This is a genomic window from Vibrio sp. 2096 (assembly GCF_033339595.1).
In the GTDB taxonomy this organism is placed as follows: Bacteria; Pseudomonadota; Gammaproteobacteria; order Enterobacterales; family Vibrionaceae; genus Vibrio; species Vibrio alginolyticus.
Genome location: NZ_JAWOUX010000009.1, coordinates 1 through 21666 on the forward strand (window position 1 = coordinate 1; position 21666 = coordinate 21666).

Here is a 21666-nt window from a genome sequence, read left to right on the forward strand (position 1 = left end):
GAAAGGTGTAAAGACGAGCGCGAAAACAGATAAACACCAAAACTTATGACCTTTGACGTCAAACCCGTACTAACGCCGCATTAAGGTGTGAGCAACGCTACCACGAAACTTAACCAAACCGCCGTAAACACGAAACCCAACGATGGAATGAGGAATGCCAAGCGTTGGGAATCACTCTTAAATGCTTTGTTAGAACAATTAAATGATGGATAATTCTTCATGCTTAGGGCTAATTTTTGGATCAATATAAAACTCGCTCCCATTCATCAATATCACTGCATGTCTTACAATACCAGGTGCTAATAAACCAATTTCGTTATGAGAAATAGTTCCCTCTTTATCTGCTCCTGCCACCGTAAACAAGTCACCTCTTTGATAAACATAGCTATCATCTGGTATTGAAGTTTGTTTAGATGTTATTGAATCCACAAGTTTTAGAGGTGCTTGTTCAGTTGAGTATGAGCCAATTGGTATTTTTAGTTGGAACCAATCGTCTCCTCCTAAATTAAGCGCATATTTAGCATTAGCTTCAAATTTTATACAATGATTTAGATGCGATTGATTGTGTTCATTGCGAACGTATGTTGGTTGATAACAAATTACACAATCTATTTCTTCTGAATCTATTAGTTCCTTTATTGGTTGCTCCATATGTTTATAGTTAGCCCCTTCATGCATACGCATAAATACAACTTTCACTTGATTACTTTTAGTTTCTACGTTTTTATTTAAATTATTTACAGCTTGCCTTATTTTCTTTACATATCTCAATTTTTCACTTTCCGCTGGCATACTCATAATTTGAATGGTATGGGATACTTTTTGCCTTGAATAGGCATATTCCGTTGATGGAAGAGATGTAAAATTAAGTAAGATAGATTTATCTAATTGATAAGACTGATTTGATTTAAAACGACCTTTGCTAAGAAATTTAGTTATTTTATCAAAATCTGGTTTGGTTAAGATTTTATCTGATATTATCTGTAAGCTTAATCCATACCCTTTACGGGCTAGTGCTTTAACAAATGTACTTCTCACTAAGTCACTTTGTGACTTAAAAAAAGCATAAGAATCTGAAGCATCGATATTTTTAATGGAAACAACTTGGCTGTTTCCATTAACAAGATCTATGGAAAAATCATACCCTGGATTCTTACCAGGAGCTGGGTGAATTTTTGACTCAAACAGACTAAAAACACCAAAAAAGAATATTTCAGTGAAAAAACCAAGTGTGTTTCTAGGGTTCTCTTTTTTTATTTTCCGTATTGTAGATTTCAGCCACTTTTGGTTTTCTTCACTAAATTGCTGTAAACACTTACCTAAAGTATAAAGTTCTACCGTGGCCAAGCGATCCGGTCGATTCCATAATGTTGGTAATGTGTGGTTAGAGTTTGACTCTAAGTAATCTATTCCGAAGTATTCAATAATTGAAGTCAGAGCTTCTTCACCATCATTATCATAACTAAGCTTGTCTAAAGCTCTTCCTTTAATCATAAGTACCTCATCTCATATGCCTGACAATTGTTCTAACGCCGCATTAAGGGGTGAACAACGCCACCACCAAACCAAAACCATTGTGCCGTAAACACTAAAGTTAGTTCAAACCAAAACTGCCAAGCGTTGTGAATCCCTCTTGAATGCTTTGTTAGTTGCCAAGCCTAAAGCTTTGATTTGAAGCCAATGACTGCTTTGCCAACACTGTTTTTATGTGTTTTGAAAACTAAAATCAGGCGTAGTTTCAAAGCGACTGTCACTGAAACCACTTGGAACTCAAAGCGCCGCAGAAAACGAACCAACAACACCAAAAAGCTCTTTTAGACAGACAATGTCACCGAGCTGACTTTCAACAAATAAATCGGTTTCTGAAACAGAAAATTCAACCTCAAAAGAAACCTGAGAACGATTTTCACGCCCCCCCCGAACGATTCAAAATTTATGTACGAAACGCCACCAAAAACACACTGATTTTAATTCTAAACATTCTGCTTTAGCTGCGTTTTCCTCGTAGGCAACTAACGCCTTGTTAAGGGGTGAAGCACGCAACACCGATGCTACCACATACCGCCTTAATCACTAAAACCAACGCATAGTAAAAATACCACGCGTGCTGAATCCCTCTTGAACAATTTGTTATACGCGTTCTAGCGGTTGTACTTAACCTTGTTCAAAACTTCTTTTAGTTCATGCGTTTTCTCAAGGTTTACACCGTGAATATTGGCTAAAGCACAAACATAATACAAGACGTCATATAACTCTTCTGCGATTGAACCTTTAAGTTCATCTAGCGTTGGTTGCCCACTTTTACCTTTGCGAATAGATTCCGATAATTCGCCAACTTCTTCGATTAGTTTTAAAAAATAGTGTCCAGATTGCTCTGGCGCATAATCGAATTCTTTTATATGACTTTGTAACTCAGATAACTTCATAACGTCCTTTTTGTATCATTTTCTATTAAGCGTATAACGCCCTGTTAAGGTGTGAGCAACGCAATACCGATGCTTCCGCATGCCACCTTAAACACTAAACGCAACGCATAGCAAAAATGCCAAGCGTTGCGAATCACTCTTAAACAGTTTGTTAGGTTAAACTATCACTGTGCTTATATCTTTCTCTCATTACGTCACTGCTAAAAGGGAAGTAAGTTTCCTCGTTAAAGTAATCTTTAACATTCGACGCAGGCAACTTTCCTTTAGCCGCTTTAATAATCTGGTATGTAACTTCTTGGCACCACAAACAGAACTCTCTATTTTCGAGTAACTCTATCCAACTGGTTGCCTTGTTGGGTGCTTCAATTATCTTTTTCTGGAGGAGGTTATTTAGAAATTTGGGGTATCCAGACAATTTTCCAGTATCATTACAAATGATGACTTCTTCTGGTTTTAAATGCACCAACTCATTTCTAATTCGCTTTAACTCCTTGAGCTGCTGATACCATTTTTCTGACTCTTCCCACTCACCGATAATCGAAAGTTTATATAGAATATCTTTGCGTTCAGCAGCCTTTAGCCTATCTAACATTTCGCGCTCAACATCTGAAAGATAATAATCAGCTGGATGACCGTTTTCACCAACACGAACTGGCGTAGAACCAAAAAAGCTATACATCGCAATAACATCATTAATGAATGTTTCAACAACCGTGTAGCAAATAATTGCGCAAGCCACTCCTTCTCCACGTTTTGTTGGCTTATGAGTACGATCAAAAATAGCCAGATGATGATATGGAATAAACTTGCTGTTATTTTCTACTTCTGTTTCTTTTTTACGTGTAAAAATTGACACCTTATCTCCTTTTAACCTAACGCCGCATTAAGGGGTGAACAACGCCACCACCCAACCTAAGCTATTGTGCCGTAAACACTAAAGTTGATTCAAACCAAAACTGCCAAGCGTTGTGAATCCCTCTTGAATGCTTTGTTATGTGTAAGTTCCCACCAGTACTAGGATACTGACCAAACCGAATAGCACCCAAGACAAATGCTTACCTTTAGAGCCAAATAAAGCAATGACAAAGTGTGTACCAAACGTAATTGAAACTATTTGTCCAACCATAAATTTGTTTAATTCAGGCTGAGCTAACGCGGCAACAATACCCGCAAACCCAACCCATGTTATTGACGTTAAATGCCAAGCAAAACGCAATGTCCGTTTCGTAAAGTCGTCGCTACCAAAGAGCTTTGGTAAATTATCTCGTTTGAACAATCTAGAGAGAATATAACGCTCGCCAAGGTAAGAGTGAGCGAAAGAAACTGCAATTAATAAAAACACAGCAATATATAATATGAACTCCATTTCTCCTCCTTACACATAACGCCGCATTAAGGTGTGAGCGGCGCTTGGCTATACTTGAGCGAAGCGAAACTGCCAAGCGTTGCGAGTCACTCTTAAATGCTTTGTTAGGCGTATTTACGGAACATAAATCATATCAACATTAACAACAAAACTATTCTCTGATTCAGTAACTTGTGCACTCAGTACTAAATCACTCCTGCCTTCTGACTCAGTCCACAAATCAATTAAAACATCCCAATGGTTACCCATCCACATACAAATAGACGATTCCCAAGTTTCATCAGGAAGCTCTATCAACAACTCGCCGTAATCATCAATGAACTCTTCAATTTGAGTTGAGGTTTCACTTGTAACAGGAGCTAGACCTTCTAAGCCACTACTTATTGTGTAATCACGCTCTACAAATGATTTTACAATACTGCAAAACATTGGACGCCAAATCGAAGGGATGGGTTGTTGATTATCCTCATCTTTTGTAACTTCAAATTCAGGCATAGAACTCCTATAAATAGCGGAAAAATGATTTACGCCTAACGCTTTCTATACGGCGACTTGCCGTCTTTCTGGCAGGCTACCGCCTTCTTTCTTATCAAAAGCGCTATCAATCGTAGCACTTATCTGTATGAAACAAATAGAAAAACAGTATGAATATGTGTGGTGGCGCGCGCAATTAGGCGGCGCACAGCACGCTAATTTCAAAAGTGGTGATACATTAACGGAACTGTGTAAATAAACAGGTTAATTTATCATGAAAAGTCAGTTTTTACTTAGTGTAAAAGAGCACATGCTTACTCGTCATTATGCGAATAAAACTATCGAAAGTTATCTATTTTGGATAAAACGTTTTATCACTTTTCACCAGCTCGCCCACCCATCAACACTAGCAGAAGATGATGTCATTCAATTTCTGAGTTACTTAGCGGTAGAAGAAAAAGTTGCGGTAAAAACGCAAGCTTTGGCGCTGAACTCAATATCATTTTTATATCGTGATTATTTTAAAACCCCACTATCACTTGATATGAGATTTCAGAAATCCTTGACCGAAAAGAAACTTCCCGTTGTGTTAACCAGGGAGGAGATCCGAAGATTCGTTCAGCATATCGACCCGAGGTATAGACTCCATATTCAGCTACTTTACGGCTCCGGGCTTCGAGTTATGGAATGTTTACGCTTAAGAGTTCAAGACATCGATTATGATTATGGTGCAGTTCGCGTTTGGCAAGGAAAAGGAGGTAAAAATCGTACAGTCACATTAGCCAAAGAACTACATGAACCACTCAAAGCTCAAGTTAATTTAGCAAGAAACTACTACTTTAAAGATAGGCACATGCCTGGTTATGCGGGCGTATACATCTCTGAAGGTTTACGACGTAAATACCCAAAAGCGGAGCTAGATTTTAACTGGCACTTTTTGTTTCCATCAACAAAGTTAAGCGCAGATCGAGACACTGGTGAATTGAGAAGGCATCATATCAATGAAAGCGCAATACAAAGAGCAGTAAAGCGCGCGGCAAGCGACGCAAGCATTGAGAAAACTGTAACTTGCCACACACTAAGACACAGTTTTGCCACGCACTTATTGGAATCTGGCGCAGACATTAGAACTGTTCAGGAACAATTAGGGCATACTGATGTAAAAACCACGCAGATCTATACTCACGTTATCGAGCGCGGGGCTGGTGGTGTGTTGAGTCCATTATCCAGCCTTTAGAAAAACAAAGCCACCTCGAAAGGTGGCTTTGTTTTATAACTCTTTATTGACGAACACCGAGTTTCACATTGCCTTTTGAATCAAACCAAAGTGCTTGCGAACGGCGACGTCCTATTAGTATCGGACCATCGTCATAAAAGAGAAAGTTCTTCCAGTGCTTTTTAAAAATAGACCATTTCGTTTCGATGACATTGTACTTCTCGTAGCAAAAGTAAACGGTTACATCGTCTTGCCAATCGATATGTGCCTCAGCTTCCGCTGGCATGTCAGGATCATCCGACTCCCACGCAGCCATCCAATCCACAGTTTCAGACCAATTCGCCTCGTTCATTGGCCAGTCTTGGGAACTTAGTCTATCCATATCAGGGCTTTGAGCACTGATATTTTCTTTCCAAAATTGTGCTGAGCGGGCTTGGCTCATCGGCTTAATAAAAGCCAAATCTTCTTCTGGCACAGGCATCGACTGATGCGTAAAAATCCATTTTCTTTGGTATTCGTCCAAAGGCAAATAAGACATTCAGTCTCCTTTATTACGATTTCAGCCAACCTTTCTCTGTGGCTTCTTCAATCAACTCTTTCGCTTTGTCCCATAAGGTAACAGAGCCAAATTCAATTCGTTTATTAATGGTAAGTGCTTGTTCGCGTGAGACACCATGTTCCTTCCAACTCTGACCATTATTATGGTAGTTCAAGAGCATTGGAATTAACCGATCGAGTGCTTTTGCATACTTAGCATCATCGGTCTGCGCGGCTTCAAATTCATGCCAAAGCGCCAATAGCTCTTGCTCCTGATCGCTGGGTAACATACCAAACAAGCGCTCTGCAGCTCTAATTTCTTTTTCTGCTTGCTCTTGAGACGCAGCAGTATCATAAACAAAGGTATCGCCCGCGTCGATCTCTACTACGTCATGTATCAATAACATTTTCATCACTCGGCAAATATCAACAGGTGCATTCGCATGCTCTTCCATCAATATTGCCATCAGTGCGACATGCCAACTATGCTCACCACTATTTTCGAGGCGCCCTTCAGCACTTTTAACTCGAGTTCGGCGCAAAATGCTTTTGAGTTTATCGAGCTCGATTACAAGTGCTAACTGCTTTTCCAGTCGTTCCATACTATCGCCCTTCTGGCTGCCAATTCGGATTAATAAGCGACGTTAGAACGTGGTCTTGCCACTCACCATTAATCAAAAGGTAATCTTTTGCATACCCTTCTCGGTTGAAACCTACATGCTCTAGCACAGCTTCACTGCGTTTATTGTGAGGCATGTAGCCAGCTTGAATACGATGCAGTTTCTGAACGTTAAACATGTAGTCGCAAGCCATGGTTAATCCACGACGCATATAACCATGCCCTTGCGCTTTTTCAGCGAGAGAATATCCGACGTTACAAGAATAAAAAGGAAAACGACTCAAACTACTAAAGGATATCGTACCTAGCATTTCACCCGAAGAGGCTCTGACTAAAAGGCAATAATACCCCAATCCCATTCGATGCAGCTCATTGAGCTTGATAAGCTTTTGCAACCAACCGTTCACTGAGAAAAAAGCCTCTTCACGTTTCGGTTCAAACGGTTTCAGGTATTCTCGGTTGGCTTGAAAATATTCGGCAATCATATCTGCGTCACCGATTTCAGCGGTACGAAGAAGCAAGTCACCGTCCAACTTATGAACGGCGATAGATGAGCTGTTATCTTCCATTACAAATGATTAATTCCGTCTTTTCGTTCAATTCGATTAATTCTTACGTATACCGTAATCACGCAGTTTATTAGCGATTGAGGTATGCGATACATTCAAGCGCTTAGCAAGCTTGCGGCTTGATGGGAATGACTGATACAAACGTTCCAGAACTTGAGATTCATAATCACGCATGATCTCATCCAAAGAACCGTCGATGTTAAGCGTTGCACTACCAGCGCCGACTGACTGAGGCTGAGGTAAATTGAAGTGATCCGCGTTTAGTATATCACCATCCATTTCCGTGAGCGCTCGAAGAACCATGTTATCCAGCTGGCGCATGTTTCCTGGCCACTGATAATTTGCAAGGGCATCAACTAGACCATCATCAAACTCTGGCTTATCAATCCCAAGCTGTTGAGCATGTTTCGCCACAAACAACTCAAGCAATGGTGCAACGTCGTTTGAGCGCTTACGTAACGGAGGAATGCTGAGCGTAAGTACGTTGAGACGATAATACAAATCTTCACGGAACATTCCTGCTTCAGAAAGCTCGGCAAGGTTATGTTTTGTTGAAGCGATGATACGAACATCGACATGCATCTCATCTTCTGCACCGACACGACGGAAATTACCATCCTGTAGAAAACGTAACAGCTTGATTTGAAGGTGCGAACTCATTTCACCGATTTCATCAAGAAATACCGTGCCGCCATTTGCTTGCTCAAAGATGCCTTTGTGGCCTTGTTCATGATTGAATGAACCCGGCGCATGACCAAAAAGTTCGGTTTCTGCTACATCGTCAGGCATAGAAGCACAACTCAAAACTAGGAATGGCTTGCTCGCGCGGCTAGAACGGCTGTGGCAAGCTTTAGCAAGCATTTCTTTACCAGTCCCCGTTTCGCCCTCAATCAACAATGGTTGGTCAAGCACAGACAGCTTCTTAGCTTGGTTCATTAGTGCTTTATGACGGTTCGATATACCAACAAAGTGCTCAAAACCCAGAGGATTATGCAGCGGTAGTGCTTCTTCAATTCTGGCAACTTGCTGACTAGAGCGAATCGTCATTAGAGTACTCGCTAGAGTCGAGTTTTGCGCTTCGTCTCGGATATAAACGGGCATCAACTCTAGAACATAGTCCAAGCCATCAATCACAAGGTTTTCCCGCGTTCGACCATTAACACCTTCAGACCAACGAGAGAAACGAACACTTGGTAACAAAGCACCGATTTGAGTACCAATCACTTCTTGCTTGTGAAGGCCAAGCAATGAAAGTGCAGACATGTTTGCCATGTCTACGGCACCTTTAAGATCAATGGCAAAAACCGGATCGGGCAAGTTATCAACTAACGAGAGCAGCTCCGTATTGTGGCGCTCCATCGGCATAAACTGGATTTTACGTACGTCTTTCACCCCCGGAATACGGCGGATTTCAGCCATCAGCTCACTAAACGTATCAAAATCAATATCCGGGCAATTCAAATAGATAATACCGCTAATATCGATTTCGATACCACGCAAGTCGATGCTTTTAGACGCTAAAATATCGAGCAGTTCTCGGGTCAAGCCGAGTCGATCTTCACATAAGACTTCAAGACGCACTTAAAATATCCCAATTCACAACTGTCAGGAAAAGTTGACAGTAGTTTCTATCATGCTTGGAATGGCGTCAAGCAATCCTATCCATCAAAGTTGATATTCGTTACGGTTTCATCGTAATTGATGCAACTTTCGCCGCCACTGCCTTGCGTATGGTGCCCAACTTAACCTGACGGTCAGGATACCAGGGTAGTGGACGCAATAAGGTCATCGCTTTCAAGCCCAAACGTGCCGTTAGAATACCAACACCTAGTCCCTGCCCTGCACGAGCAGAAACTTTGCCAGCAAGATCCATCGACATCAAATCCATACTGGCATCAATAGCGAGCTCACTGGCTCCAGCCGCCGCCATATTGACAAATACCGCTCTTAGTAACTTGATGCGAGAGGCATAACCTAGCTCTACCCCATATACTTTGGAGAGGTTGTCGATCATTTTGAAATTTCGCCACGCCACCAGCAACATATCAGCGGCAGCCAGAGGGCTCACGGCGACTAGGGCCGCACACTCGGTTGCGTGCTGTGATACGATTTTCGTTGCCAACTTGTCTTGTTGGCTCACCACCATCGAGTCATACATATCAAGAATTTCAGCGTCACTATGAGCAGGGTTAATACTGTTCTGCCAACGATCAAAGCCCGGATTCTCTGCCATCACACCACTTTGTTCTGCTACGGTTTCGCAAAAGGCTTTCCCTTTCCCAACGCTCTCACTATTAACAAGTGCTTCTGCTTCTTCTTGAACACTAAAATGATTTCGTAGTTTTCGCAGTTTCCAAAGCTCTTTACCCATAGCTCCTAAACCAAGCGAAGCGATCGCAGCAATAAACCCCGTCCAGCTTAAGGCCAGCCAATCAGAAGCCTGAATTGCGGTTATAACCGAGTCCACCGCTTGCCAGCCAACCAAACCAGCAAAAGTTGCAAATGCGCCAGTCGCGAGCCATTTTCTGCCCGATTTTGGACGAATGACATGCTCGAGTTGCAATTCCTGTTCGGTCTCCTGGTGCGCTTCTTTAACTTCAACAGGTACAAATGTTTCTTTTTCGCCGAATGTTTGCTGCGCCGTCAACTCCGGTTGATTCGATTGCTGCTCTTTTTCCATTACCTTTTCAGAGAAAACTTGTTTTTGCTTCAACTCACTCATTTCAATTTATCTCCAATCAGGTAATCCAGTGCTTTGTCTAAGCGTATGTGCTTCACTGGCTCATCATTCGGTGAGGGCATCGGACGAAACGACGTAAAATCAAACCCGTTGTTTTGCCAATAAGCTGCATTTGGTAGCTTTTTCGGCACCTCTCCGGGAAACATAGTCATCGGCTCACCACCCAATGTTGTTCCTTGTAACGCCGGGATGGTCTTATCTCCAGAGGAAATAAACCCCGTCGTGGTTGCTTGGATGGAAGCGATACTCATGCAGCTCATCTCAATATTCTCGTAGGCTGCCGTTTGCCATGCTGGATGCACCATTTGTTGGAGCAGAGACACCAAATTTGGGTGCTGATCGGGCGTGATATGATCCGCTTTTGTAGCAGCAAACAACACTTTGTCGATTTTTGGTGAGAACAAACGACGCAAAAAGCTACTACGACCATAACGGAAGCTATGCATGATCTGTTCTAGCGCTTGGCGCATGTCGTAAAACGCTTCATCACCAGCATTGAGAGGCTGCAAACAATCCACCAGTACAATCTGGCGATCGAAGGTCGCAAAATGATGCTTATAAAACGCTTTCACTACTTTCTGTTGGTATTCCTGAAAACGGGCTTCTAGCATCGCTAAGTTACTGCCCTTGGACGCTTTGCTTTCCGAATCAACGCGACACGGGAAAAACTGTAGTACCGGCGCACCTGCTAGTTCACCAGGTAATACAAAGCGGCCAGGCTGAACCCAATGAAGGCCAACGTCTTTACAAGCATGAAGGTACTCGGTGTATGTGTGTGCAACTTTCTCAAGTAGTTTCTCATTCACTTCTGCAAAGAGATCCACTTTCTCCAGTTCAGAAAGCCAAGCTTTGGCTAAATCGCCACGCTGGCCTTTAAGTGCATCAAACTGAGTTTGCGACCACGTTGCAAAGTCCATGTCCAATAAAGGCAGGTCGAGCAACCACTCTCCTGGATAGTCGATAATATCAACATTTAAAATTGCGGTTTTACTCAACAGCTTTTTCGTAGTTTTATTTGGTTTGTACTTGAGCGCTAAGCGAATCTCACTCACATCACGTGTCGGTACTGGCCACTGAGGTGGAGTGGCATGAATTTGGCTCATCGCCTCATCGTAAGCAAAGCGTGGCACCATCATATTCGATTGAGGCTCACGCTTCGCCCCAATAAGGCGCTTATCTCTAGCCGCAGTCAAAAGAGGCAAATTGTCATGGGTTGCAGTATGAAGAAGCTGATTCACTAATGACGTGATGAATGCCGTCTTACCGGCACGAGAAAGTCCGGTGACAGCAATTCGAACATTAGAGTCCATACCTCTGTTGATAAAGTCATTAACTTCTTTCTTTATTCTTTTCATTGCGCTTCTTTATCTTACTCCACTTTAAAACAACGTTGTCAGCGACTTCGAATTTCGATCTATGAATACTGTTCTATCCCGAATTCTATGAGTTTAACTTTATATACCTTAATAAAAGATGAACAAAACATCCGGCTTGATGCTGTATTAAAAAAAGAAAAGCCCCTGAGTGGTTCAGAGGCTTACTTAATCTACAGCATTAGTAACTCTATATGCGCTGATTACTATGTTAAACAGGAACCCGCTTTCTTTAAGCCTAGTCGTCTTCGATCAACTTATAGATAACAAATAGAGCGATTTCCAAAATCAACCACAACACACATGTGATGGTTACGTACTTTTCATCAAAGATGCTGATACCGTGAAGAATCAAGTCATAGCCAACAAAGCCACCTATCACTACAGCAAGAATAATTTGTAGAATCTGAATAAAACGAGGCATGCCGTCTCCTAATTATTGTTCGCATAACGTTTGATTGCTATGCCTAAAGGTTTATATCCTTAATTATATAGACAAAAAGTGCAGGTTTCGCTGCACTTTTGTCAATTGTTTGCTAGGTAAATCAGCACCTTGTCACATTCTCTCTACTGAGACGCAGCAAGATTGCCCTTTGCCTTATGCTTCCATCTCTTGAATTTTCACTTTCCAAGTGTCTGGACCGATTTGGTGCGCGTTAACACCATTTGAGTCGACAGCCACTGTTACTGGCATATCTTCAACTTCAAATTCGTAAATCGCTTCCATGCCTAAATCTTCAAATGCGACAACGCGAGCTTTCTTGATCGCTTTCGCCACCAAGTATGCAGCGCCACCTACAGCCATTAGGTAAACCGCTTTGTGATTCTTGATAGATTCAACCGTTGCAGGGCCACGCTCAGCTTTACCGATCATGCCCATGATGCCGGTCTTTTCTAGCATCATGTCGGTGAATTTATCCATACGCGTAGATGTTGTTGGGCCAGCAGGACCAACGACTTCATCACCAACTGCATCGACAGGGCCTACGTAGTAAATGAACTTACCGTTGAGATCTACGCCTTCAGGTAGACCTTCACCGTTATCTAGCATGCCTTGAATACGTTTATGCGCAGCATCACGACCAGTCAGAATTTTACCTGATAGAAGAACCGTTTCGCCTGTCTTCCACTCTTGTACTTCTTCTTTAGTAATTGTGTCTAAGTTTACGCGACGCGTATTTTCGCCCGCTTCCCAAGTGATATCTGGCCAATCTTCTAGTTTAGGTGGTGTTAGCTCTGCTGGGCCGCTACCATCAAGCGTGAAGTGTACGTGACGAGTCGCCGCACAGTTCGGGATCAAACAAACAGGCTTAGAAGCCGCGTGCGTTGGCGCAGTTTTGATTTTAACGTCGACAACAGTCGTCAAACCGCCAAGACCTTGCGCACCGATACCAAGTTTGTTCACGCGATTGAAGATATCCAAACGAAGCTCTTCTTCTGCGTTTTGTGGGCCACGGTCAATAAGCTCTTGAATATCGATGTGTTCCATTAGAGATTCTTTTGCCAATACCGCTGCTTTTTCAGCCGTACCGCCGATACCAATGCCAAGCATGCCAGGAGGACACCAGCCAGCCCCCATTGTTGGTAGCGTTTTTTCTACCCACTCAGCAATATCGTCAGATGGGTTTAGCATCACCATCTTAGTTTTGTTTTCGCTACCGCCGCCCTTCGCAGCGATCTGAATTTCAACTTTATCGCCCGGAACCATGTTGATATGTACGACGGCAGGCGTGTTGTCTTTGGTATTAATACGTTTACCAGCAGGGTCCATAAGTACTGACGCACGCAACGGGTTATCAGGGTTCGTGTACGCTTGTCGAACACCTTCATCTACCATCTGCTGAACCGTCATGTCGGTCGAATCCCATTGCACGCCCATACCGATGTTGACGAAACACGTCACAATACCAGTATCCTGACAAATTGGACGGTGACCTTCTGCGGACATTCGGGAGTTAATTAAGATCTGAGCAATCGCGTCTTTAGCGGCTTGGCTCTCTTCGCGGTGATAGGCTTTTTCAAGAGCTTGAACAAAGTCTAGCGGGTGGTAGTAAGAAATATACTGTAGCGCATCAGCGACACTGCTGATCACATCCTGCTTGCGTATTACCGTCATTACATGCCTCGTTATAGTTATGCTTCCATTATTGGCTTAGCTTCAATCGTGTTTGTTGAGCTTATTGCTCTTTTGAGGTTCGTTTTTTATAAACAATTGTCGAACGGCTGATATCGACACACGAAATGCTGAAGTTGCCTACTTGTAAACCATCTCAAAACCCTATGAATAGAGGGAGTTTGGCTATACAGAGGAATATGATACTCTTGCTGCCCATGACATGCCATGCAGTGAACGATCTCTTTGTCACAAATTACACAAATGAACAACATGGACAATCAATTCATTGATTTTAAAGCGTTGGAATACGCACCAGAGTTTGCTCTTCACCTTTTTTCTCGCATTCAACACCTACCTTGGGCGATGTTGCTGCGTTCTGCATCAAAAACGCATATCGATAGCCGCTTCGATGTATTGGTTGCCAACCCAATTGCAACGTTAGAAACCACTGCCGACAACACACAAGTTGAAACGCCATCGAATGCCTATTCAACTCAAGATGACCCATTTGCGCTGCTTCATCAGATGCAAGAACAGTGGCTTCCTCACGTAGAGTTAAATAAAGAATTGGATTTGCCTTTTGTCGGCGGTGCGCTAGGTTACTTCAGTTACGATTTAGGTCGCCGCGTAGAAACGATGCCAGAAGTGGCAGAAAAAGATCTCAACACGCCGGATATGGCGGTAGGTCTGTATGAATGGGCCGTCGTTGTTGACCACAAGCTTAAAAAAGCATGCTTAGTCGGTCAGAACATCGAGCAAGCTTGGCAATGGTTAAACGAGCAAAAAGCAGAACAAACCGTTGACTTCGCTTTGTCTGGTGCTTGGCAGTCAAACATGACAAAAGAGAGCTACGCCACTCGCTTTGACAAGGTGCAAGAATACTTGTTGAGCGGTGACTGTTATCAGATCAATTTGGCGCAACGCTTTAACGCACCGTATCAAGGCAGTGAGTGGCAAGCGTATCTAAAATTAGAGTCCGCCAACCAAGCGCCATTTTCCGCTTTTATCCGTATGCCTGAGTCTTCGATTTTGAGTATCTCTCCAGAGCGCTTTTTAGAGCTCAAAGATCGCGTCATTGAAACAAAACCAATCAAAGGTACTCGCCCACGCAGCGAAGATCCAAAGAAAGATAACGCTAATGCCCATGACTTGCAGACAGCGGAAAAAGATCAGGCAGAAAACCTGATGATTGTCGATTTGCTGCGTAATGATATTGGTCGGGTTGCATCACCGGGTAGCGTTCACGTGCCAAAGTTGTTCGATATTGAAAGCTTCCCTGCCGTGCATCATTTGGTGAGCACCATTCGTGCAAATTTGGATGAACAATACGCTCCTGCGGATTTGCTGCGAGCGTGTTTTCCAGGCGGTTCAATTACGGGAGCACCTAAAGTTCGCGCAATGCAGATTATTGAAGAACTGGAGCCGCATCGACGCAGCGCGTATTGCGGCAGTATTGGCTACATTTCACGCCATGGTCGTATGGACACCAGCATTACTATCCGAACTCTTGTAGCGGAAAAAAACAAACTTTACGCTTGGGCTGGCGGCGGCGTCGTGGCAGATAGCGATTGCGCCTCTGAGTATCAAGAAACGTTGGATAAGCTTTCAAAGATTTTGCCAGCGCTGCAATCGTAGGTTTCAACAGCACACAACGCCGCTTTAATGCTATTGACGAAAACAATCTAAAACGCCTCCAGAACGGATAATGCCGCTCATTTAACAGCGAGTGGCATATTTCTGTATCTCATCACCCTGCACAGCGACGAAAGAGCGTGATACAGGTTCTTCTATTCAAGCACTTTGTGGTCAAATTTGTTTCATTATCCGCTCGGCGTGCTGCTACTAGATTCTTAGTCTCGCCAAGGCTCGCTAGAATGACCCAAAAAACATCGTTAAATGATCGGCATTATCCAGTGTGGTGCGTTTTTTTGTGTGTTTTATTTGCATGTACTTTAGCTTTTAGCCGTTGGCCAACAAACATACTTTTTAAGAGGCAGCGTCTACTGCTCAAGCCACTTACACATAATCTGTTCGATATCGGTTGCGGTGTACGGCTTAGTGAGGATGTCGTCCATGCCTGAATCAATGCACTTTTGACGCTCTTCGATGGTAGTGCCAGCGGTTAATGCAATAATAGGATGAGTAAAGCCACGCTCTCTCAGATACATCGTCGCCTCATAACCATCCATTTCTGGCATTCGGCAGTCCATGAATATCAGTTCGTAGTCTTTACTTTTCACCGCTTCTAATGCTTCTTTGCCGTTGGCTTTTAAATCAGGTGTAATGTCGAGTTTTTTCAGCATTTGAGTAACAATGACTTGATTCATTCTGATGTCATCAACCACTAATATTGACCGTCCTGCTAAATCGCTTCGCTCTATGGTGACCAATTCCCCCTCTGCTGTGCCTTGTGCTTGCCCTTCCTCAAGAGGAATAGCAACTTTAAAAGTTGTCCCTTTGCGCTCTTCACTCTCAAAGCTAATTTGACCTTGCATCAAATCCACGAGATTTTTACAAATCGCGAGACCTAAACCTGAGCCTTCAAAGCTGCGTTTCGCCGAGCGATCAACTTGGACAAATGGATCAAAGAGTGACGGCTGTGCTTTTATTGGGATGCCAATACCAGTGTCTTCAACCTCAAAATAAGCCGTGCCGTTAAGCCATTCCACCCGTAACACGACACCACCCAAGTGAGTAAACTTAATCGCGTTTCCCACCAAGTTAACCAAAATTTGTGTAATGCGCTCTAAGTCACCGACTAAAAACTCTGGAATCCCCAGCTTTTTGTCGATAGAGAAATGGATGCGTTTTTCCGCAGCCTTAGCTGCAAATACACCCATTATGGCTTTTTCAAGCTCCTCCCAGGCAAAAACTTTATGTATGATTTCCATCATACCGGCATTCATCTTACTGAAATCAAGAAGATCATTAATGATAACTCTCAATAAGTCCCCTGATTGAGTCAAATTGCTCAAGTATTGACGCTGCTCTTCTTCTAATTGGGTTCGACTCAATAACTCCGCACTACCCAATACGCCATTGAGAGGAGTTCGCAGCTCATGGTTAATCATGGCGACAAACTCCTTCGTCGCTTTTTCTGATTCCTCAGCCCGCTTTCTCAGCTCGACCTCTCGCTCTAAACTTAAGTGTCGACCAATAACACCATGAACTAAGTCAGACACGAGCTCCATCTGTTTGGAAATAAAAGACTGATCGATTTGATCTTGCAACACAGAGAAAATCAACTCCCCAACCGTTTCCCCATCAATGATAACTGGCAAATGCAAATTCTCTCCCTGCCAATTAGGAGAGGTTAAAATCTCGTTGTTATGACGAAGCTGTAAGTGACCAAAGTGATGACGACGCAATGAGCTCAGCTTTGTAGCGTCAAGAAACAAGTAAGCCGCAGAAATGATCGAGTTAGAAGTGAGCTGCTCAATAAAGCTCGCTATCATTGCTTCATCGAACGTGCTCGATAAAAAAGTACGACCGAACTTAATCAACGTGGCATCAATTTGCTCTTCAAACTCAAACTTACGAAGATCCTTTTTAGATTTCAGCTCTAGCTTTTTCAATGCAACACTGAGTTGCTGGTTGGATTCATATAACTCTAAGCTTTTCTGTTCCAACAGCTGCTCAGCTGCTTTTCTTGATGCAACTTCTCGTTTGAGTTTCCTTTCTAATGAGGAACTTCCCGTCATATCGTTCTTATTGAGCCTCTAACCAAAAACGTACTTTGCTGCCATCTTCTGACTGGTTTTGATGTTTGATATGAACTACCTCACCAAAATGTGCAGCACAACCTTTTATCAATCCTAAGCATACGTGAGACATACATCTTGCGCTGTGGTAGTCAAATACCAATTGGGATTGGTTTTCACTAATGAAATCAAATTGCGGAGGGTTAGCATCAGGATAGAGCTTCTTAACTTCGACATGAATAAAGTCTTCAACATGGCGAACAAATTGAAACGTCGTTTCACACTGTTGCAAACTGGCGTGACTAGGAATGGAGCGAAGTAAATTCAAAAAGACGCACTCTCCAAACACTTCTTGCAGTTGCTCGGGGGGAACACCAGATACTTTACTGAGATTCACGATCAACTTAACCAAGTCTTTGTGATCGTAACTACCAACAGCGGTGTAAACACCTTCATCGTTAGAAAGATCGAGAACTTGGTCTAACACATCAAGACCGAATTTCTCTTCTACTAACTCCATGAACTCGGTGAAAATAATCCCTTTCATTGGCCAATACTTGTCCTATAGTGACGTCCTAAAATAAAGAATGGTGTATAACCTTATAAGTTTCAAATTAATATGTTCAAGCAGAGTGAGACACACAACACAAAGAGGGAAAGTGCTGGCGAGTGCTTTAATGCGAATGTTTTATTTGGTAACCAGTAACGATAACGCCATACGCTTTGCCGTCTTTGAGTATAATAAATAATGGTTAGGCACGATAAATAAGGACTCAGTTTGGTTATCGACAAAACTCATTTACTACAGAACTTTCAATTTCGGCTTCCAACGGGCTACCACAAAGAGTCCCTTGCACGACTGAAATGGATGAAAGAAAAGTCCCTGAGAGATGCGGCAGTCTTAATCGGTTTTGTGGAACGCGATGACGGGTTACAAGTCATTCTGACTAAGCGTGCAGCCCACTTACGCCATCATCCGGGACAAATCAGCTTTCCCGGTGGCAAATATGAGCAGGAAGATATTCAGCTCGTGAATACCGCTTTAAGGGAAACCAAAGAAGAAGTTGGGATAGAAGATGAGCATATTCATGTGTTTGGTCAACTGCCTACACTACCAACGATTAGTCAGTTTAATGTGACGCCTTTTTTGGCTTTTGTTTCTCCAGAATATAAAACGCATATTGACCCAAATGAAGTAGAGTCAGTTTTTGAGGTTCCTGCCAACCATATTCTGAACCCCAAAAAATTGTATAGCACCAAATTTGACCTAAAAAGAAGCAGTCATCGTGTATTTGCTATCCCATATAAACAGCATTTCATCTGGGGCATGACGGCACAAATTATCGAATCAATGCAAAAACATATTATTTCACATTAAACAGTTGTTGATATCGGTGCTTTTATAGGCGCGATCATTATGCGCATCAATATTAATAAAACGTTGCTTCATAAACATTCATTCACATTAGATTAATTTTCCATTTTCACCGCAAACGCTTGCGGTGAAATAAATTTATACAAACAGCCCTATTGATAAGTTTTTCTAATTTTACTCATTAGCAGAAATCACGAGTAGCACATCATTTTCGTGATAAAAAGCAGGTTTTTGACATATCATTCAATAAGCGTAAGCAATAAATGATTTAGATCTAATTTTCCTAGTGTAAAATCTTGCAAAATTACTCCCGACTTATTTCCTGTTCCCAAAATGAGTAACTAAAAAATGAATACAACTACTTCTGCGGTTTCTACCGCACAATCGTCTAGTAAGTTTTCTTACAAAGACTTTACCTGGTGTCTGTCCCTTTTTGGTACGGCAGTAGGTGCAGGTGTACTGTTCCTTCCTATTAAAGCAGGTGCAGGTGGCTTCTGGCCATTAGTAATCCTAGCCCTAATCGCAGCACCAATGACTTGGTTCGCACACAAATCTTTAGCTCGTTTCGTTCTTTCTGCAAAAAAACCTGAAGCAGACATCACCGACACAGTAGAAGAGCACTTTGGTAAGACTGGCGCAAACCTTATTACGTTCGCTTACTTCTTCGCTATCTACCCAATCGTACTTATCTACGGTGTTGGTATCACAAACACAGTTGACTCTTTCCTAGTTAACCAAATAGGCATGGAATCTATTCCTCGCTGGCTACTTTCTGGTGCGCTTATTGCTGCAATGACAGCAGGTGTAGTATTCGGTAAAGAGCTTATGCTGAAAGCAACTTCAGCAATGGTTTACCCTCTCGTGTTCATCCTACTAGCATTGTCTGTATACCTAATTCCTGGTTGGAACACTTCAATGATGGAAGTGTCGCCTGACTGGGGTGCAATGCCAGCTATCGTATGGCTAGCAATCCCTGTTATTGTGTTCTCTTTCAACCACAGCCCAATCATTTCTCAGTTCTCTAAAGAGCAACGTCGTGTATACGGTGATGACGCAGTTAAGAAAACTGACGCTATCACTGGTGGCGCAGCAATGATGCTGATGGGCTTTGTTATGTTCTTCGTTTTCTCTGTTGTACTTTCTCTGTCTCCAGAGCAACTAGCAACAGCGCAAGAGCAAAACATCTCTGTTCTTTCTTACCTAGCAAACGTGCATGAATCTCCACTGATCTCTTACATGGGTCCTTTGGTTGCTTTCGCAGCGATCACCTCTAGCTACTTTGGCCACTTCTTAGGTGCGCACGAAGGTCTAGTTGGTCTAGTGAAATCTCGTTCAAAATCACCAGTAAGCAAGATCGAGAAGATGTCTCTAATCTTCATTGTAATCACAACTTGGATCGTTGCTATCGTTAACCCAAGCATCCTAGGTATGATTGAAACAATGGGTGCACCGATGATTGCGGCAATCCTATTCTTGATGCCAATCTTCGCAATGCAAAAAGTTCCTGCGATGGCTAAGTACAAAACTTCAGCACCTGTGCAAATTTTCACAGCAATCTGTGGTCTTGCTGCAATTAGTTCTGTAATCTACGGCGCTCTTTAATCATCTCTGCCCAGTGCAGTATGATTAATCCAAAAATATAACGATAAAATTAAGCCTCCCAACTCCCCTTGGGAGGCTTTCTTCTGAGGTAATCGATATGATTAGTGTTTTTGATATCTATAAAATCGGTGTTGGACCTTCAAGCTCACACACTGTAGGCCCAATGAAAGCGGGTAAAGAGTTTATTGATGATCTTCGTGCAATGGGAAAACTGCGCGACATCACTAAAATCACCGTTGACGTTTATGGATCACTATCACTGACAGGGAAAGGTCACCACACAGATATTGCTATCATCATGGGTCTTGCAGGCAACACTCCTGAGAAAGTTGATATCGATTCTATCCCGGGCTTTATCGCTCGTGTAGAAGAAACTGAACGCCTTCCTGTTGGCATGCACTGTCACACAGTATCGTTCCCACGTGAAGGTGGAATGAACTTCCACAAAACAAACCTAGAGCTACACGAAAACGGCATGCAGATCCACGCTTGGATTGATGACGAAAAAGCGTACTCAAAAACTTACTACTCTATCGGCGGTGGTTTCATCGTTGATGAAGAAAATTTCGGTAAAGAAGCTGAGAACCCAGTAAAAGTACCTTACCCGTTTACAACGGCAGAGGAACTGGTTAACCAATGCCACGAAAGTGGATTGTCCATCAGCGCACTAACCATGAAGAATGAGCATGCGCTTCATTCAGATGAAGAAACTCGTACTTATTTCGCGAACATCTGGCGCACAATGCGCGAGTGTATGGATCGCGGTATGAATGAAGAAGGTATTTTGCCTGGTCCACTACGCGTGCCTCGTCGTGCAGCAGCACTTCGCCAGCAGCTACTTACTTCAGAAAAGACGACAAACGACCCAATGTCTGTTGTTGATTGGGTAAACATGTTTGCTTTCGCAGTAAACGAAGAGAACGCAGCAGGTGGCCGCGTTGTTACAGCACCAACTAACGGTGCGTGTGGCATCATCCCTGCGGTACTGGCTTACTACGATAAGTTCATCCAAACTGTGACTGAAAAAGATTACATTCGTTACTTTGCAGCTTCTGGCGCAATCGGTGGTCTTTACAAGCGTAACGCGTCGATCTCTGGTGCAGAGGTTGGCTGTCAGGGTGAAGTTGGCGTGGCATGTTCTATGGCAGCAGCAGGCCTTGCTGAGCTTATGGGTGGTAGCCCAGAGCAAGTATGTATGGCAGCAGAAATCGCAATGGAGCACAACTTAGGTCTAACGTGTGACCCAGTTGCAGGTCAGGTTCAGGTTCCATGTATCGAGCGTAACGGTATTGCGGCAGTAAAAGCAATCAACTCTACTCGTATGGCACTACGTCGCTCTTCAGCTCCAACTGTTTCTCTAGATAAGGTTATCGAAACCATGCTAGAAACAGGTAAAGACATGAACGCGAAATACCGCGAAACATCTCAAGGTGGTCTAGCAATCAAAGTGATTTGCTAACACGCCTTTCTGAATACCAATCAAAACCCGAGTTTATGCTCGGGTTTTTTTATACCCCAAAAACCCAGGAGAATGCGTTATCAGGACAAAAAA

At 42.9% G+C, this 21666-nt stretch carries 20 protein-coding genes; 5 read left to right on the forward strand and 15 right to left on the reverse strand.

Annotated features, from left to right (window positions below):
• Positions 1–198 precede the first annotated feature (198 nt).
• The 5 genes from R7Q41_RS16550 to R7Q41_RS16570 all read right to left on the reverse strand — a co-directional run bounded on the left by R7Q41_RS16550 (position 199) and on the right by R7Q41_RS16570 (position 4287).
• Positions 199–1494, reverse strand: a complete 1296-nt coding sequence (locus R7Q41_RS16550; protein ID WP_318144584.1) for a hypothetical protein — start codon at positions 1492–1494, stop codon at positions 199–201.
• Positions 1495–2141: 647 nt separating this feature from the next.
• Positions 2142–2426, reverse strand: a complete 285-nt coding sequence (locus R7Q41_RS16555; RefSeq protein ID WP_025794344.1) for a MazG nucleotide pyrophosphohydrolase domain-containing protein — start codon at positions 2424–2426, stop codon at positions 2142–2144.
• 151 nt (positions 2427–2577) lie between these two features.
• Positions 2578–3282, reverse strand: coding sequence for a hypothetical protein (locus R7Q41_RS16560; protein ID WP_318144585.1), 705 nt, complete (start codon positions 3280–3282; stop codon positions 2578–2580).
• A 135-nt stretch (positions 3283–3417) separates the two neighbouring features.
• Positions 3418–3792 (reverse strand): hypothetical protein, encoded by a 375-nt coding sequence (locus tag R7Q41_RS16565; RefSeq protein WP_025441761.1) that lies wholly within the window; start codon positions 3790–3792, stop codon positions 3418–3420.
• Between the two features lie 114 nt (positions 3793–3906).
• Positions 3907–4287, reverse strand: coding sequence for a hypothetical protein (locus R7Q41_RS16570; protein ID WP_318144586.1), 381 nt, complete (start codon positions 4285–4287; stop codon positions 3907–3909).
• Positions 4288–4540: 253 nt separating this feature from the next.
• Here R7Q41_RS16570 and R7Q41_RS16575 point away from each other — a divergent pair, with 253 nt between their 5' ends.
• Positions 4541–5503: an integron integrase gene (locus tag R7Q41_RS16575; protein WP_017636093.1), complete on the forward strand. Its 963-nt coding sequence runs from the start codon at positions 4541–4543 to the stop codon at positions 5501–5503.
• 43 nt (positions 5504–5546) lie between these two features.
• Here R7Q41_RS16575 and R7Q41_RS16580 read toward each other — a convergent pair whose 3' ends face one another.
• From R7Q41_RS16580 to R7Q41_RS16615, 8 genes are all read right to left on the reverse strand, one after another.
• On the reverse strand, positions 5547–6020 hold the full coding sequence (locus tag R7Q41_RS16580) for a DUF2947 domain-containing protein (protein WP_017636094.1): 474 nt from the start codon (positions 6018–6020) through the stop codon (positions 5547–5549).
• Positions 6021–6033: 13 nt separating this feature from the next.
• On the reverse strand, positions 6034–6621 hold the full coding sequence (locus R7Q41_RS16585) for an HD domain-containing protein (protein WP_005376917.1): 588 nt from the start codon (positions 6619–6621) through the stop codon (positions 6034–6036).
• A gap of 1 nt (position 6622) precedes the next feature.
• Positions 6623–7207, reverse strand: a complete 585-nt coding sequence (gene rimJ, locus R7Q41_RS16590; protein ID WP_005376916.1) for a ribosomal protein S5-alanine N-acetyltransferase — start codon at positions 7205–7207, stop codon at positions 6623–6625.
• Between the two features lie 36 nt (positions 7208–7243).
• Positions 7244–8788 carry a transcriptional regulator TyrR gene (gene tyrR / locus R7Q41_RS16595; RefSeq protein ID WP_017820442.1) on the reverse strand — a complete coding sequence of 515 codons (1545 nt, stop codon included), beginning with the start codon at positions 8786–8788 and terminating at the stop codon, positions 7244–7246.
• A 100-nt stretch (positions 8789–8888) separates the two neighbouring features.
• Positions 8889–9929, reverse strand: coding sequence for a YcjF family protein (locus R7Q41_RS16600; protein WP_005388274.1), 1041 nt, complete (start codon positions 9927–9929; stop codon positions 8889–8891).
• Positions 9926–11302, reverse strand: a complete 1377-nt coding sequence (locus tag R7Q41_RS16605) for a YcjX family protein (RefSeq protein WP_064368575.1) — start codon at positions 11300–11302, stop codon at positions 9926–9928. The genes R7Q41_RS16600 and R7Q41_RS16605 overlap by 4 nt, the downstream gene beginning before the upstream one ends.
• Before the next feature lie 256 nt (positions 11303–11558).
• Positions 11559–11744 carry a hypothetical protein gene (locus R7Q41_RS16610; RefSeq protein ID WP_005376906.1) on the reverse strand — a complete coding sequence of 62 codons (186 nt, stop codon included), beginning with the start codon at positions 11742–11744 and terminating at the stop codon, positions 11559–11561.
• Positions 11745–11918: 174 nt separating this feature from the next.
• The gene (locus R7Q41_RS16615; protein ID WP_005376905.1) at positions 11919–13436 is read right to left on the reverse strand and encodes a fumarate hydratase; all 1518 of its coding nucleotides are present in this window, start codon (positions 13434–13436) and stop codon (positions 11919–11921) included.
• 270 nt (positions 13437–13706) lie between these two features.
• Here R7Q41_RS16615 and pabB point away from each other — a divergent pair, with 270 nt between their 5' ends.
• Entirely contained in the window at positions 13707–15071 is a 1365-nt protein-coding gene (gene pabB / locus R7Q41_RS16620) for an aminodeoxychorismate synthase component 1 (protein WP_318144587.1), read from the forward strand.
• 365 nt (positions 15072–15436) lie between these two features.
• Here pabB and R7Q41_RS16625 read toward each other — a convergent pair whose 3' ends face one another.
• On the reverse strand, positions 15437–17137 hold the full coding sequence (locus tag R7Q41_RS16625) for an ATP-binding protein (RefSeq protein ID WP_005388280.1): 1701 nt from the start codon (positions 17135–17137) through the stop codon (positions 15437–15439).
• A gap of 7 nt (positions 17138–17144) precedes the next feature.
• Positions 17145–17684: a heme NO-binding domain-containing protein gene (locus R7Q41_RS16630; protein ID WP_005388282.1), complete on the reverse strand. Its 540-nt coding sequence runs from the start codon at positions 17682–17684 to the stop codon at positions 17145–17147.
• A 231-nt stretch (positions 17685–17915) separates the two neighbouring features.
• Here R7Q41_RS16630 and R7Q41_RS16635 point away from each other — a divergent pair, with 231 nt between their 5' ends.
• The 3 genes from R7Q41_RS16635 to R7Q41_RS16645 all read left to right on the forward strand — a co-directional run bounded on the left by R7Q41_RS16635 (position 17916) and on the right by R7Q41_RS16645 (position 21573).
• A complete protein-coding gene (locus R7Q41_RS16635; protein ID WP_115386131.1) occupies positions 17916–18515 on the forward strand; it encodes a CoA pyrophosphatase in 600 nt (199 codons plus the stop codon).
• 345 nt (positions 18516–18860) lie between these two features.
• Positions 18861–20114 (forward strand): aromatic amino acid transport family protein, encoded by a 1254-nt coding sequence (locus R7Q41_RS16640; RefSeq protein WP_318144588.1) that lies wholly within the window; start codon positions 18861–18863, stop codon positions 20112–20114.
• Positions 20115–20211: 97 nt separating this feature from the next.
• Positions 20212–21573 carry an L-serine ammonia-lyase gene (locus tag R7Q41_RS16645; protein WP_005376899.1) on the forward strand — a complete coding sequence of 454 codons (1362 nt, stop codon included), beginning with the start codon at positions 20212–20214 and terminating at the stop codon, positions 21571–21573.
• Positions 21574–21666: the final 93 nt, after the last annotated feature.

Coding starts and splice junctions, on each gene's coding strand:
- R7Q41_RS16630 (WP_005388282.1), bottom strand. CDS start 17,684: ATGAAAGGGATTATTTTCACCGAGTTCATGGAGTTAGTAGAAGAGAAA.
- R7Q41_RS16600 (WP_005388274.1), bottom strand. CDS start 9,929: ATGAGTGAGTTGAAGCAAAAACAAGTTTTCTCTGAAAAGGTAATGGAA.
- R7Q41_RS16575 (WP_017636093.1), top strand. CDS start 4,541: ATGAAAAGTCAGTTTTTACTTAGTGTAAAAGAGCACATGCTTACTCGT.
- R7Q41_RS16610 (WP_005376906.1), bottom strand. CDS start 11,744: ATGCCTCGTTTTATTCAGATTCTACAAATTATTCTTGCTGTAGTGATA.
- R7Q41_RS16625 (WP_005388280.1), bottom strand. CDS start 17,137: ATGACGGGAAGTTCCTCATTAGAAAGGAAACTCAAACGAGAAGTTGCA.
- R7Q41_RS16580 (WP_017636094.1), bottom strand. CDS start 6,020: ATGTCTTATTTGCCTTTGGACGAATACCAAAGAAAATGGATTTTTACG.
- R7Q41_RS16615 (WP_005376905.1), bottom strand. CDS start 13,436: ATGACGGTAATACGCAAGCAGGATGTGATCAGCAGTGTCGCTGATGCG.
- pabB (WP_318144587.1), top strand. CDS start 13,707: ATGGACAATCAATTCATTGATTTTAAAGCGTTGGAATACGCACCAGAG.
- R7Q41_RS16585 (WP_005376917.1), bottom strand. CDS start 6,621: ATGGAACGACTGGAAAAGCAGTTAGCACTTGTAATCGAGCTCGATAAA.
- R7Q41_RS16605 (WP_064368575.1), bottom strand. CDS start 11,302: ATGAAAAGAATAAAGAAAGAAGTTAATGACTTTATCAACAGAGGTATG.
- rimJ (WP_005376916.1), bottom strand. CDS start 7,207: ATGGAAGATAACAGCTCATCTATCGCCGTTCATAAGTTGGACGGTGAC.
- R7Q41_RS16555 (WP_025794344.1), bottom strand. CDS start 2,426: ATGAAGTTATCTGAGTTACAAAGTCATATAAAAGAATTCGATTATGCG.
- R7Q41_RS16550 (WP_318144584.1), bottom strand. CDS start 1,494: ATGATTAAAGGAAGAGCTTTAGACAAGCTTAGTTATGATAATGATGGT.
- R7Q41_RS16645 (WP_005376899.1), top strand. CDS start 20,212: ATGATTAGTGTTTTTGATATCTATAAAATCGGTGTTGGACCTTCAAGC.
- R7Q41_RS16570 (WP_318144586.1), bottom strand. CDS start 4,287: ATGCCTGAATTTGAAGTTACAAAAGATGAGGATAATCAACAACCCATC.
- R7Q41_RS16640 (WP_318144588.1), top strand. CDS start 18,861: ATGAATACAACTACTTCTGCGGTTTCTACCGCACAATCGTCTAGTAAG.
- R7Q41_RS16565 (WP_025441761.1), bottom strand. CDS start 3,792: ATGGAGTTCATATTATATATTGCTGTGTTTTTATTAATTGCAGTTTCT.